The organism is Enterobacter cloacae complex sp. P40C2 (genome assembly GCF_014930695.1).
Classification (GTDB): Bacteria; Pseudomonadota; Gammaproteobacteria; order Enterobacterales; family Enterobacteriaceae; genus Enterobacter; species Enterobacter pasteurii.
The window spans coordinates 198,471-211,598 of record NZ_JADBRP010000003.1 but is presented as its reverse complement, the minus strand read 5'-3'; the positions used below and the strand labels follow the sequence as shown (position 1 = coordinate 211,598).

General features: G+C 59.7%; 11 protein-coding genes. All 11 read right to left on the bottom strand.

What is annotated here, in order from left to right; all coding sequences use genetic code 11:
- Window positions 1-6 precede the first annotated feature (6 nt).
- The gene (locus IM304_RS08700; RefSeq protein ID WP_148418086.1) at window positions 7-1,146 is read right to left on the bottom strand and encodes a glycoside hydrolase family 105 protein; all 1,140 of its coding nucleotides are present in this window, start codon (window positions 1,144-1,146) and stop codon (window positions 7-9) included.
- A gap of 4 nt (window positions 1,147-1,150) precedes the next feature.
- Window positions 1,151-2,734, bottom strand: coding sequence for an MFS transporter (locus tag IM304_RS08695; RefSeq protein ID WP_193354653.1), 1,584 nt, complete (start codon window positions 2,732-2,734; stop codon window positions 1,151-1,153).
- Window positions 2,735-2,994: 260 nt separating this feature from the next.
- Window positions 2,995-3,387: a flagellar protein FlhE gene (locus IM304_RS08690; protein ID WP_193354654.1), complete on the bottom strand. Its 393-nt coding sequence runs from the start codon at window positions 3,385-3,387 to the stop codon at window positions 2,995-2,997.
- Window positions 3,387-5,465, bottom strand: coding sequence for a flagellar biosynthesis protein FlhA (gene flhA / locus IM304_RS08685; RefSeq protein ID WP_148418089.1), 2,079 nt, complete (start codon window positions 5,463-5,465; stop codon window positions 3,387-3,389). The genes IM304_RS08690 and flhA overlap by 1 nt, the downstream gene beginning before the upstream one ends.
- Window positions 5,458-6,606, bottom strand: coding sequence for a flagellar biosynthesis protein FlhB (gene flhB / locus IM304_RS08680; protein WP_148418090.1), 1,149 nt, complete (start codon window positions 6,604-6,606; stop codon window positions 5,458-5,460). Before flhB ends, flhA begins: the two co-directional genes overlap by 8 nt.
- Window positions 6,607-6,756: 150 nt before the next feature.
- Complete coding sequence (gene cheZ / locus IM304_RS08675; protein ID WP_148418091.1) at window positions 6,757-7,401, bottom strand: protein phosphatase CheZ; 645 nt, start codon at window positions 7,399-7,401, stop codon at window positions 6,757-6,759.
- 10 nt (window positions 7,402-7,411) lie between these two features.
- Window positions 7,412-7,801: a chemotaxis response regulator CheY gene (cheY, locus tag IM304_RS08670; protein WP_008500431.1), complete on the bottom strand. Its 390-nt coding sequence runs from the start codon at window positions 7,799-7,801 to the stop codon at window positions 7,412-7,414.
- Between the two features lie 17 nt (window positions 7,802-7,818).
- A complete protein-coding gene (locus IM304_RS08665) occupies window positions 7,819-8,868 on the bottom strand; it encodes a chemotaxis response regulator protein-glutamate methylesterase (protein WP_148418092.1) in 1,050 nt (349 codons plus the stop codon).
- On the bottom strand, window positions 8,865-9,731 hold the full coding sequence (gene cheR / locus IM304_RS08660; protein ID WP_017384409.1) for a protein-glutamate O-methyltransferase CheR: 867 nt from the start codon (window positions 9,729-9,731) through the stop codon (window positions 8,865-8,867). Before cheR ends, IM304_RS08665 begins: the two co-directional genes overlap by 4 nt.
- Before the next feature lie 19 nt (window positions 9,732-9,750).
- A complete protein-coding gene (gene tap / locus IM304_RS08655) occupies window positions 9,751-11,352 on the bottom strand; it encodes a methyl-accepting chemotaxis protein IV (protein ID WP_193354655.1) in 1,602 nt (533 codons plus the stop codon).
- 44 nt (window positions 11,353-11,396) lie between these two features.
- A complete protein-coding gene (gene tar, locus IM304_RS08650) occupies window positions 11,397-13,064 on the bottom strand; it encodes a methyl-accepting chemotaxis protein II (protein WP_193354656.1) in 1,668 nt (555 codons plus the stop codon).
- Window positions 13,065-13,128: the final 64 nt, after the last annotated feature.

Here is a 13,128-nt window from a genome sequence, read left to right as displayed (position 1 = left end):
TTATTATCAGAAATACTTCCGCAAATACTCCGTCAGGCACAGTATCGCCATCGCCTGCCCGTACGGCATCGACGTGAGCGGTATCTGGCGATAAAACTCAAGATCGCTTCCCATCCCGGTCCCGAACGAGGTTTGCAGCAGCTCCCCTTCCGGCGAGATGTTTTTCACGATACCGCGAATCGCTTTCTCCGCCACGTCAGCATATTCTGCGCTAACGTAACGCTTGCGCACCGCTTTCAGAATACCGTAGGCAAAGCCTGCCGTAGCCGACGCCTCCAGATAGGACAGAGGATCGTCGAGCAGCGTATGCCACAGGCCGCTGTCGTCCTGACATTTCGCCAGCGCGGCAATCTGGGCATTCAGCACCTGCACCAGATAGCGGCGCACGGCGCTGCTTTCCGGCAGATCCACCAGTTCGAGAAAGTCCGGGATCACGATGGTCAGCCAGCTGTTGCCGCGCGCCCAGCGGGCATGGGCAAAGTTATGGTTGCCGTCGTAGCTCCAGCCGTGGAACCACAGGCCGGTCTCCCGGTCCATCAGGTTCTGCACGTGCAGCAGGAACTGGTACACCGCTTCCTCAACGTATTCCGGCCTGTTCAGCAGCTTGCCAATTTTTGCCAGCGGCAGCACCGTCATCATCAGCGTGTCGTCCCACATCTGCTGATGGTTCTCTTCCGCCAGGGTGATATGCTGCATGCCGCCGTGTTCGGTGCGCGGCATTTCATTCATCGCCCACTCCGCCCAGCTCTCCAGCCACGGCAGCCAGGCCGGGTTCCGGGTCTCTTCGTAGCGATAAGCCAGCGTCAGGAACGGCGACATGGTATTCACGTTTTTGGTGGTAGCCCCTTCCGCAAAACGGTCAGCAAACCAGCCGTCGATAATGTCGCGCATCCCCTCATCGCCGGTCTGGCAGTAATACTGCCAGATACCGTACAAACCGACGCCGTGCGTCCATTCCCACCCGGCCCAGCCCTTGGTGTCGATCACGCGTCCGTCGTCCAGCCGCAGCAAAAATTCACCCGTTTTGTCGTGGATAGTGACCAGGTTATGCGTCACTTTCTGAATCAGCGACTTCAGCTCATCCCGGGCAATAAAGCGCTCAGGCTGGCGCAGTAGCGGGCTATGTTTGACAGGCCAAACTTTCATAATCTTAACCTCTGTTGTATGTCGAATTCAGTACCGCACGGTCCTTCAGCGAAGGTGCCGCCGGCTTATTGCGATTCAGATAACCGATGTTGTTATTGCCCCACAGGGAGTCGTACGGCATACCGGCCAGCATTTCCACGGTGGCGCGGGCGTGCGGGGTTGCTGCTTCAGGCATCGCGCGGCCGGACTCGCGCATTTTCGCGGTCTCTTCGCGCAGCGTGCTGTGGGTTTGCAGATTGAGCCTGAAGCGCAGGGAGACCAGGAAGCCGCAGAACAGCACCAGAATGGTGCCGACGCTCAGGATCATCAGGATGGTGTGGCTCACTTCCGCAGGCTGCACCTTCTGGCCGCTGACAAAGCCGGACATCTGCATCACAATGCCCACCAGCATCACCGCACCGGCCTGAGACGCTTTGCGGGTCAGGGTCATGATGCCGGCGAAGATGCCCTCGCGACGCTGTCCGGTGATCACTTCGTCCACGTCAGCAATGTAGGTGTAGGTATTCCACGGGACATAGTTGATACCGCCGCGGCCGAGACCGGCAACCGCAGAGATAAGCAGCAGCAGAGCGTAAACGTCGCTCAGGCCCGCGTAATACAGCACGGCGTAAGAGAGCGAAGCCAGGCCAAACAGCACCACCACCATGCGGTAAGACGGCGCGGGTCCAAAGCGAATGCACAGCGGGATCATCCCAATCACGGCGAGGAACTGGAAGATGGCCATCGTGCCCAGCAGGTTAGAGGCCATAGACGCTTCCTGCATCAGCACAAACACCACGTAATAGGTAAATACGGCGTTGAAGACGTCCTGCGCAATGTAGCCGCCGAGGTACATGCCGAGGTGCTGGCGGAAAATCTTGATGCGCAGCGTCGAGCTTAACTCCACGAACAGACGGTTCAGGCTCTGGCCCAGGGTGAGCTTTTTCTTCTCTTCTTCCGCGCGCAGGGCCGCTTCGGACCACTCCTCGCGCGGGCGCTCCCAGGTGAAGAACCAGACAAAGGTCAGCATCAGCGCGCACAGCACCGAGAAGACCAGGCTTGCGTAGAAGAAGGAGATCGCGTTGTCTTTACCGAAATGCGTGAGCAGGATCCCCGGCAGGAATGAGGCCAGAATGGCGGACATCTGCGCCATTGAGATACGAGCGCCGGAGAATTTGGTTTTCTGTTTGAAATCGTCCGTCATCTCCGGGACCAGCGTTTCATAGGGCACCAGGATCATGGTGTAGACGATATCGAAGATCAGATAGGTCAGCAGGTAGTACCAGAAGCTCATGTCCCCTACCCACATCAGCGAGTAGCTGAACACGCAGGGAATACCGAGCAGGATAAAGAACTTACGGCGGCCAAAACGCTTGCCGAGCCAGGTGGTGCCAAAGTTATCGGTTAAAAAGCCCATTAACGGGCTGACAACCGCATCAAGTACCCTTGCGGCGGCGAAGATAAAGGTTGCTTCAATCGGAGTGAGCCCACAGAAGGTGGTATAAAAATACAAAAGCCAGGCCGCCGTCAGCGCGGTGGTACCCGCCCCGAGGAAGTCTCCTGACCCGTAAGCAAGATAATTTGCGAGTCCAATTTTACGTGTTTTCATTGCCGTCAACCCTAATCAGTTTTGGGAGACTCCCTGTAAGCAAACCTCATCCGGGAGCTTTTACACGGCTACAGTAAAAGTATCGACCTGGTGAAACCTTTCTGTTTCTGCCATCACAGGGTGGCGAATGGCAAAAATGCAAAGAGTGTCGATACGCGTGTCACTGATTTATAAAACAGCGTTTCTTTTACATCAAAAGGGAAGGTCAATTTTGCGAGCCAGCCTTCAGAAATGCGGAAGGCTGGCGAAAAGGCAGGCGGCTAGCGGTAGTTAACGAGGACTTCGTTGCGCTGAATCTTCAGCGCCGGGATCAGGCGGCCCCCGCCCGGCACTTCCCAGATGAAGCGTAACGGCTCCTGGGCAGACACGCCGTTGAAGGCCCGGGTAGTACCGTTCTGACCGTCGATTTCCGCGCAGCGGGACAGCGAGCACAGGCGCACCCGCAGCCCGGCAGGCGTCGGTCCGATCGGCGTATAGCTCCACACCACCAGCGTCATCTGCCCGGAGACGGGTTCAGAGGGAGACAGCGGACGGGAAGCGATCGACTCTCCCCGATGGTTAAGCGTCAGGCCGATGCTGCTGGCCTGCCATGACCCCTCGCCTGCGGCCTGCGCCGCGAGCGGGAAAAATAAGATCCACAGCCACTTACGCATTATTTTCCTCCTATGGTCGCCGTCATGCGGATATTGCGGTTGTCGGACAGCTCCATGTTCGACAGCACCACCAGCTGGTTCAGGCTCCGGCGCAGGAAGCGCGACAGCAGCGGACGCAGCGCGTGGTTCACCAGCAGCACCGGCGGCGCGCCCAGCATCTCCTGACGCGCCAGCGCCTCCTGGGTTTGCGCCAGTAATCTGTCCGCCAGGCCGGGCTCCAGCCCGCCACCGCCCTGGAGCGCCTGGAGCAGCAGACGCTCAAGCGGCGTATCGAGGCCAATCACCTGCACCTCGCCGGTTCCCGGGAACCACTGCTGGGTGATGGCCCGGCCCAGCGCCACGCGCACCACCGCGGTCAGCTCGTGCGGATCGTTTTGCAGCGGAGCATGTTCGGCCAGCGTCTCGAGGATGGTGCGCATATCGCGAATAGGCACCTTCTCGTCGAGCAGGTTTTGCAGCACCTTGTGCAGCGTGGTTAAGGTCAGCACGCCCGGCACCAGGTCTTCGGTCAGCTTCGGCATCTCCTGGGTCACGCGGTCGAGCAGCTGCTGGGCCTCCTGTCGTCCGAACAGTTCGGCAGAGAACTGGCCGATCAGGTGGTTGAGGTGTGTCGCCACCACGGTACTGGCCTCGACCACCGTGTAGCCCTGGATCTGCGCCTGCTCTTTCAGGGCGCTCTCAATCCAGATAGCCGCCAGGCCAAAGGCCGGATCGATCGTCTGCTCGCCCGGCAGCGTGCCTGCGGCGGTGCCCGGGTTAATCGCCAGCCAGCGGCCCGGATAGGCGTCACCGCTGCCGATCTCAACCCCTTTCATCAGAATGCGGTAGCGCGCCGGCGGGAGATCCATATTGTCGCGAATGTGGACGACCGGCGGCAGGAAGCCCATATCCTGGGCGAATTTTTTACGGATGCTGCGGATACGGCCAAGCAGCTCGCCATCCTGCTGGAAATCCACCATCGGGATCAGACGGTATCCCACCTCCATGCCCAGTGAATCTTCCAGCTGAACGTCGTTCCAGGTGGCTTCGACCGCCTGGGTGTTCTCGGGCATTTTAACCGGCGCAGGCTCTGCCGCAGGCTGGGTTTCCCGGCCGCGCATCCACCAGGCAAGCCCCAGCAGCGCGGCGGTAAACAGCAGGAACACCAGGTTCGGCATCCCCGGCACCAGGCCGAGCAGGCCGAGAACCGCCGCAGCCAGCAGCATCACCCGCGGGTTGCTGAACAGCTGCCCAACCATCTGCTCACCCACGTCCTGATCGGTGCTGACGCGGGTAACAATTACGCCTGCCGCGGTGGAGATCACCAGCGCCGGGATCTGGGCGACCAGGCCGTCACCGATGGTCAGCAGCGTATAGCTTTCCGCCGCGTGGCCCATGTCCATGCCGTGCTGCAGCACGCCCACCAGCAGGCCGCCGACGACGTTAATCACCATGATCAGAATGCCCGCGATGGCATCACCGCGCACAAACTTACTCGCACCGTCCATGGAGCCGTAAAAGTCTGCCTCCTGGGTCACTTCGGCACGGCGTTTTTTCGCTTCATCTTCCGCGATCAAACCGGCGTTCAGGTCGGCGTCGATCGCCATCTGCTTGCCCGGCATCCCGTCGAGCACGAAGCGCGCGCCCACCTCTGCGATACGGCCCGCGCCCTTGGTGATAACCATAAAGTTAATGATCACCAGGATGACGAACACCACGATACCGATAGCGAAGTTACCGCCCACCAGAAAGTGGCCGAAAGCCTCAACCACCTTACCCGCCGCGGCCGCGCCGGTGTGACCTTCCATCAGGATAATACGCGTGGAGGCAACGTTCAGCGCCAGCCGCAGCAGCGTGGTGAACAGCAGGATCGTCGGGAACGCGGCAAACTCCAGCGTGCGCTGGGTGAACATCGCCACCAGCAGTACCATGATCGACAGCGCGATGTTGAAGGTGAAAAGCAGGTCGAGGATAAATGCCGGCAGCGGCAGCACCATCATCGACAGAATTAGCAGGATCAGAATCGGTCCGGCAAGGATCTGCCATTGCGTCGATTTCAGGTTGCCGGGCAGGCGCAACATTGCCACCAGATTAGCCATCAGTGTCCTTCTCGTTCAAAAAATCCAGTGCTTCAGGCACCGGAAGGTTCTCAGGTTTTACAGGTCGTTGACCGCCTGCTAAACGCCAGCGTTTCAGTTGCCACACCCAGGCCAGTACCTCTGCCACAGCGGCGTAGAGCTGTCCCGGGATCTGCTGTCCTATTTCCGCGTGGCGGTACAGCGCACGCGCCAGCGGCGGGGCTTCAAGGATCGGCACGCGGTTTTCCGTCGCGATTTCACGAATGCGCAGCGCAATCAGCCCTGCCCCTTTCGCCACCACTTTCGGCGCGCTCATTTTGTTTTCATCGTACCGGAGCGCCACGGAGTAGTGGGTCGGGTTGGTGACAATCACGTCAGCCGTCGGCACGTCTTCCATCATGCGACGGCGCGCGGCGGCACGCTGCATCTGGCGAATGCGGCCCTTAACGTGCGGGTCGCCCTCCATCTGCTTGTATTCGTCGCGAATGTCCTGACGCGACATGCGCAGCTTCTTGATATGGGAATAGATCTGGAAGATGACGTCGAAAGCCACCATTGGAATAATGCTGAGCACCACCAGCAGCGAGCATAACCCGGCCAGGTTGAGGGCGTTTTTCATCGCCGTCAGAGGGGATTCGGCGATCAGGCGCATCATTTCCGGCCAGTTGTGCCACAGGAAAAACCCGGCCGTCCCGCCCATCAGCAGCGATTTCAGGATCGCTTTAAGCAGTTCCGCCCCCGTTTGCGCGGAGAACATTTTTGCAATGCCGGGAAACGGATTGAGCTTAGAGAATTTTGGCTGCAGTGACTTACCGCTGAACACCAGACCGCCGAGCATAACCGGGGAGACCAGCGCCACGATGACCACGCCGACGATCAGCGGCAGTAAGGCGATCATCGCGCTTTTCACCAGGTTGATGATCTGAATCAGGATAAGATTAGGATCGTTTACCATGCTGTGGTCAAAACGTAAGCCGGCTGAGAGCATGCCCGCCAGCCTGCGCGCAAGCAACTCCCCGCCCCACCAGATAATGCATACGCCGACCACCAGGATCAGCAGCGATGTCAGCTCCCGGGATCGGGGGATTTGCCCATCCTCACGCGCCTTTTCAAGCCGGTGGGGTGTGGGGGCTTCCGTTTTGTCGTCGTTATCTTCTGCCACTGTGCCTGCTCGCAGCCCATTAATTCACGGGTATCATGCCAGCGCAGAGAAATTCCAATGGCGGGAAAAGCCCGTTTAATCGGGCTCTTTTCACTGATTATGTCATTGACTGCCTCAGGCCGCGTTCGCGACCCGAGGCAGAGCGGGCAATCAGAAACCCAGGCTGTCGAGCAGATCGTCCACCTGGTCCTGGCTTGCCACCACGCCCGCCTTGCTGGCGTCGAGCTGTGGGCCATTGAGCAGGCTTTCGTTCTCGCGTTTCGGGCGGGCGGCTGGTTCGGGAATGTTCTCCAGCAGCACCATCAGCAGCTGACGCTCAATTTCCTGAATCACATCCATCATGCGCTTGATCACCTGGCCGGTGAGGTCCTGGAAATCCTGCGCCATCATGATGTCCAGCAGCTGGGCGTTGGTGAAGCTGGTGTGGCCCGGCACGTCGCCAAGGAACTGGCGGGTATCGGTCACCAGCTCGCGCGCGTCCGCCAGCTCGATGGGGTTTTCAAACCACTCGTCCCAGCGCTGGGTCAGGGCTTTTGCGCCCTTTTCCATCGCGTCCTGGTGCGGCTGCGACGCCTCAACGCTGTTCAGCGCGCGCTCGGCCGCCTGCGCGGTCATCTGCACCACATAGTCCAGACGGTCGCGTGCGTCAGGGATGGCTTCCGCCGCTTCGGCGATAGCCTGGTCCAGCCCCAGCTCTCGCAGGCTGTCGCGCAGCATGCGCGTCAGGCTGCCGATGCGGGCAATGATGTCGCTCGGCGAATGTTCTTCAACGGGTTTCATAGCAGGTTGCATCATAACCAACTCCTCACATGCCGAGTTTCTCGAAGATCTTGCCGAGCTTCTCTTCCAGAGTCGCCGCGGTGAATGGCTTCACCACGTAGCCGCTTGCGCCCGCCTGTGCGGCGGCGATGATGTTCTCTTTCTTCGCTTCTGCGGTCACCATCAGTACCGGCATAGAGGCCATGCCCGCATCGGCGCGGATGGTTTTCAGCAGCTCCAGCCCGTCCATGTTCGGCATGTTCCAGTCAGAAATCACAAAACCAAACCCGCCAGCCTGCAGCTTGTTCAGCGCATCCACGCCGTCTTCTGCTTCTTCAACGTTGTTGAAGCCCAGCTCTTTCAGCAGGTTGCGCACAATGCGTCGCATGGTGGAAAAGTCATCCACAACCAAAAACTTAAGCTCTTTATCCGCCATAAAATAATACTCCTGAGTCAAATACGTATTGCCTGTCCGGCACTGATTTTCGCCAGCATCTGCTGGCTTACCTGGCTAAGATCGACCACTTCGCTCACGCCACCCATGTTGATGGCCTCGCGCGGCATGCCGAACACCACACAACTTGCTTCATTCTGCGCAATCGTCCAGGCGCCAGCCTGGTGCATCGCAAGCATTCCGGCGGCGCCGTCGTTGCCCATCCCCGTCAGGATCGCTCCCACGGCGTTGCGCCCCGCATGTTTCGCCACCGAATGAAACAGCACATCCACCGACGGACGGTGCCGGTTAACCGGCGGCCCGTCATGAATTTTGATTTGATAGTTCGCCCCGCTGCGCGCCAGCTCCATATGCTTGTCCCCCGGCGCGATATACGCATGCCCCGGCAGCACGCGCTCGCCGTCCTCCGCCTCCTTCACGCTAATCTGGCACAGCTTGTTAAGGCGCTCCGCGAACGAGCGGGTGAAGCCTGGCGGCATATGTTGCGTAATCAGGATACCCGGGCTTGAGAGCGGCAATGGCTGGAGTACATGGCGAATTGCCTCTGTTCCTCCGGTTGACGCGCCAATCACCAGCAGTTTTTCCGAGCTGAGCAGCGGCCCCGCCTTCAGCGCTGCCGGAGCCGCCATCGGTTTGTGCGCGGCGAGCTTCGCCCGGGACGCGGTGCGGATCTTCTCGGCGATCGTTTCGCTGTACGCCAGCATGCCCTCGCGAATGCCGAGCTGCGGCTTGGTGACGAAGTCCACCGCCCCCAGCTCCAGCGCGCGCAGGGTAATTTCCGAGCCCTTCCCGGTCAGGGAGGAGACCATCACCACCGGCATCGGGCGCAGGCGCATTAATTTTTCCAGAAAATCGATGCCATCCATGCGCGGCATTTCGACATCCAGCGTCAGCACGTCGGGGTTATATTTTTTGATTAAATCCCGCGCGACCAGCGGATCCGGCGCGGTAGCCACCATCTCCATATCGCTGTGGCTATTGATGATTTCGGTCATGATCTGGCGCATCAGCGCCGAATCATCGACTGACAATACCCTGATTTTACTCATGCTTTTTCCTTACTCAGCGCATATACCGTTTGCCCACGCAGGCTAAACTCACGCACGAGGTTGCTGAAGTTTTCCGAGTGCCCGGCAAACAGTAAACCGTCAGGCTTGAGCAACGGAACAAAGCGACGCAAAATGTCCTGCTGCGTCGTTTTATCAAAATAAATCATCACGTTACGGCAAAAAATGGCGTCAAAAGGCCCCGGGACGTTGTACTGCTTATCCAGTAAATTAACGGGGGCAAATTCCACGCAGTTCGCCAGCTCCTGGCGTACGCGCACCAGGCCTTCGTGCGGGCCGGTGCCGCGCATGAAGTAGCGCTGCAGCTGCTGAGGAGAGAGCGTTTTCAGCTCATCCTGGCGATAAACGCCGTTGCGCGCTTTTTCCAGCACTTCGGTGTCGATATCGCTGGCGTACACTTTCCAGCGGCCCGGCGCCATGCCCAGGGTGTCTGCCAGGGTGATGGCCAGCGAGTACGGCTCCTCGCCGGTAGAAGCCGCAGCGCTCCAGACGCGATACTCTCCGCTACGGCGACGGGCGTGCTCCGCCAGCACCGGGAAGTGATGCGCTTCGCGGAAAAACGCGGTCAGGTTGGTGGTCAACGAGTTGATAAATGCCTGCCATTCGGCGCTGTTCTGGTTCGCTTCGAGCATGCTCAGATAGCGACCAAAATCGTCCAGCCCCAGCGTGCGCAGGCGCCGCACCAGCCGGTTATAGACCATGTCTCGCTTATGGTCCGCAAGCACGATCCCCGCACGCTGGTAGATTAACTGACATATCCGACGAAAATGCGCGTCGGACAGCGCGAGGCGCTGTGTCATCTGCAACAGTAATGACGTTTGCCCTGAGGGCATGGGTGATGTCATAGCGCCTTCTTAATCACATTCAGGTTACAACGGGCACGGCCTGTGGCCGTCCGACTTCGGTTACTGCTTCAACGTGCTCTTTCAGATTAAATATGGCGACCAGCCCGGTAAGGTGGTCAGCCTGGTTTGCCAGCTGTTCGGTTGCCGCCGCCGCCTCTTCCACCAGCGAGGCGTTCTGCTGCGTTACCTGATCCATCTGGGTCACGGCCTGCGCTACCTGTTCAATGCCGCGGCGTTGCTCATCGGACGCCGAGGCGATTTCCCCCATAATGTCGTTAACCCGCGTCACGGAGGTGACAATCTCGTGCATGGTCTGCGCTGCCGTATCCACCAGGGCCGAGCCCTGCTGAACGCGGGAGACCGACTCTTCAATCAGCCCTTTTATCTCTTTCGCCGCGTTGGCGCTGCGGCTGGCAAGGTTACGGACTTCCCCTGCGACCACCGCGAACCCGCGCCCCTGCTCGCCGGCGCGCGCCGCCTCCACCGCGGCGTTCAGCGCCAGAATGTTGGTCTGGAACGCGATACCGTCGATAACGCTGATAATGTCGCCAATCTTCTGCGAGCTGGCGGCGATGTCCTGCATAGTGCTGGCGACGTGAGAAGCCTGATCGCCTCCGCGCTTCGCCGTCATCGCCGCCTGTTTCGACAGATCGGACGCCTGGCGCGCGTTATCGGCGTTCTGGCTTACCGTCGCGGTTAGCTGCTCCATGCTGGCCGCCGTCTGCGCCAGCGAAGCCGCCTGCTGCTCGGTGCGTGACGACAGATCGTTATTGCCCGCCGCAATCTCTGAGATCCCGGTGTGCATGGCGTGGCTGCCCTGCCGCACGTCGCTTACCGTTTCCCGCAGCGAGCCCTGCATGGCCTTAAGGCTTGCAAAGATCGCGGATATCTCATTTTTCCCGTACACGGCAACCGGACGCGCCAGGTTGCCGCCCGCAATGCTGTCGAAGTGGCTGCTGACGACCGCCAGCGGCTGCACGATCGTCCTGCGCGCCCACCACAGCGAGCCGCCGGTTAACAGCGCCGCCAGGACAACCATGGTCAGGAAAATCACCCCCGACGTGCGGTAGCTGGTCCGGCTGTCCGCGCCGGCACGCGCGACAAACTGGTTAATGTCCTGCTGCCACGCGTTGAAGCTGCCGTCGAACGCCGCCTGCGAGTCCTGCACCGGCGCGGTCAGGAAGTCAGAAAGCTGGTTGTTCTCCAGCCACGTTGCCTGATGTTCCAGATCGCCGTACCAGGCATCAAAGTTCTTCTTCATGGCGCCCTTCAGCGCTTTCTCTTTTTCACTTACGGCTTCCTGCGCCGTAAATGCCCTAAACTGCGCGTCGGCCTGCTTCAGGCTGCTGCGGGCAATCGCCATCAGCGCCTTAATATCATCCGGCGGATAGCTCAGCGCGGTTAACGTCCCGGCTTTGTTCAGCGCGGTGCTTGCCTGCAACAGCACGGCACGCGTTTGTGCCAGCGCGGAGCGCTGCTGATTACTCGTCTCAACTTCCTGCAAATTCTGATAGCCATCGCGAAACGCCCAGAAAGACAACCCGTTACTGCCAACCTGCAACACCCCACACAGGATCAGAATCAAAAACAGTGTGGTCGAGATACGAATACGATTTAACATCCACGCTCCCATCAAGCGGCAAGCGGCCGCGGTTTAACTGTCAGTCAAAATGTTTCCCAGTTTTCATCTTGTCCGGTCACCGCTGCGCGCGGGCGTGTCGCCGCGGGCGCCGGGGCTGCGTCGTCGTACGCGGTACGCGCGCTGACCGTATTTGTCATTGTTGAAGTAAGACGGAACGCCGAGACGGCCATTTTCAGGCGGCTCGCCTGGTCCTCCAGCGCGGCAGCCGCGGCGGCGGACTCCTGCACCAGCGCGGCGTTTTGCTGCGTCACACGATCCATTTCCGATACCGCCAGGGCGACCTGGTCAATACCGCGACTCTGCTCGTCCGATGCAGAGGCGATTTCACCCATGATGTCCGTCACGCGAGTCACGGCATTCACGATGTCATTCATGGTTTCACCCGCGCTTTCCACCAGCACCGAGCCGGTATCGACGCGTGAAACAGAGTCTTCAATGAGGGCTTTGATCTCTTTCGCCGCATTGGCGCTGCGGCTGGCGAGGTTACGCACTTCACCGGCGACGACCGCAAACCCGCGCCCCTGCTCGCCCGCCCGCGCGGCTTCCACGGCGGCGTTCAGCGCGAGAATGTTGGTCTGGAAGGCGATACCGTCGATAACGCTGATGATGTCGGCAATTTTCTTCGAGCTGTCGGCAATGTCGTGCATGGTTTTCACCACGCCGTCGACGACCCGCCCGCCGCGCTGGGCGGTGTCGGAGGCGCTTTCCGCGAGCTGAGACGCCTGACGGGCGTTGTCGGCGTTTTGCTTCACGGTTGCCGTGAGCTGCTCCATGCTGGCCGCCGTCTCTTCAAGGGCCGACGCCTGCTGTTCGGTACGGGATGAGAGATCGTTATTGCCCATCGCAATTTCGCTGGTGCCGGTATAAATGGCATCCGCCCCCTCACGCACGTTCGCGACGGTCTCAATCAGCGAACGCTGCATGCGATCGACGCTGGTTGCCAGCTCGGTGATCTCGTTGCGCCCGGAAATAACCAGCGTTTTCGTCAGGTCGCCGCGACCAATCTCGCGGATATGGGCAATGACGCGGCCAAGCGGGTTAAGAAGGATATGGCGAATGCCGTACCACACGGACATCAGCACGATGACCAGCGCGAGGGCGAGAACCGCCATCTGCCATTTCGCAAAGCGGTAATCGTTCTGGCTCTGCGTAAACGCGGAGTGATAAAGCTCGCCGCTGGCCTTAGCGTACTCCCCGAGCGCCGCGCCGAGGGCGTTCTGCATCCCCTGGGTCGGCTGGGCGAAATAGGCCTCCATGTTGCCGTTCTCCAGGAACTGCACCAGCTCCGTCAGGCCAGCGAAGTAGGCCTGATATTTTTCATCTATGTTTGCGCTCGCCTGCGCCATTGCTGGCTGAGGGGCGATTTTTTTGAAGGCGTCGTAGTGTTTTGCCGCGTCGGCCAGCGTCGCGCGCGCGTTCTTCAGCAGTTCCGTTTTCGCGCTGCTCTGCTGGTTGCCGGGATCCATCATCATGCGGGCGGACGAGCGGCTCAGGTTGATACGCGTCTGCAGCAGCAGATCCCAGGTCGTGGTCAGCTCGCTCTGCTGCATGCGCACATCGTTCGAGGCCGCGAAGCTGTCCTGGTTTTGTTTTAACGACGAGAAAAAGAGGCCGCCGGAAATAAGCTGAAGAAGTGCGAAAATGACCAGCACCAACATAAGCATTGTGACAACGCGGATACGGTTCAACATACAACACCTTCTCATAGATTTATTAACGGTGTTATCGGCACAGGCCACGGGAACTTTACATTTG

Coding starts and splice junctions, on each gene's coding strand:
- IM304_RS08700 (WP_148418086.1), bottom strand. CDS start 1,146: ATGAAAGTTTGGCCTGTCAAACATAGCCCGCTACTGCGCCAGCCTGAG.
- IM304_RS08695 (WP_193354653.1), bottom strand. CDS start 2,734: ATGAAAACACGTAAAATTGGACTCGCAAATTATCTTGCTTACGGGTCA.
- IM304_RS08690 (WP_193354654.1), bottom strand. CDS start 3,387: ATGCGTAAGTGGCTGTGGATCTTATTTTTCCCGCTCGCGGCGCAGGCC.
- flhA (WP_148418089.1), bottom strand. CDS start 5,465: ATGGCTAATCTGGTGGCAATGTTGCGCCTGCCCGGCAACCTGAAATCG.
- cheZ (WP_148418091.1), bottom strand. CDS start 7,401: ATGATGCAACCTGCTATGAAACCCGTTGAAGAACATTCGCCGAGCGAC.
- cheY (WP_008500431.1), bottom strand. CDS start 7,801: ATGGCGGATAAAGAGCTTAAGTTTTTGGTTGTGGATGACTTTTCCACC.
- IM304_RS08665 (WP_148418092.1), bottom strand. CDS start 8,868: ATGAGTAAAATCAGGGTATTGTCAGTCGATGATTCGGCGCTGATGCGC.
- cheR (WP_017384409.1), bottom strand. CDS start 9,731: ATGACATCACCCATGCCCTCAGGGCAAACGTCATTACTGTTGCAGATG.
- tap (WP_193354655.1), bottom strand. CDS start 11,352: ATGTTAAATCGTATTCGTATCTCGACCACACTGTTTTTGATTCTGATC.
- tar (WP_193354656.1), bottom strand. CDS start 13,064: ATGTTGAACCGTATCCGCGTTGTCACAATGCTTATGTTGGTGCTGGTC.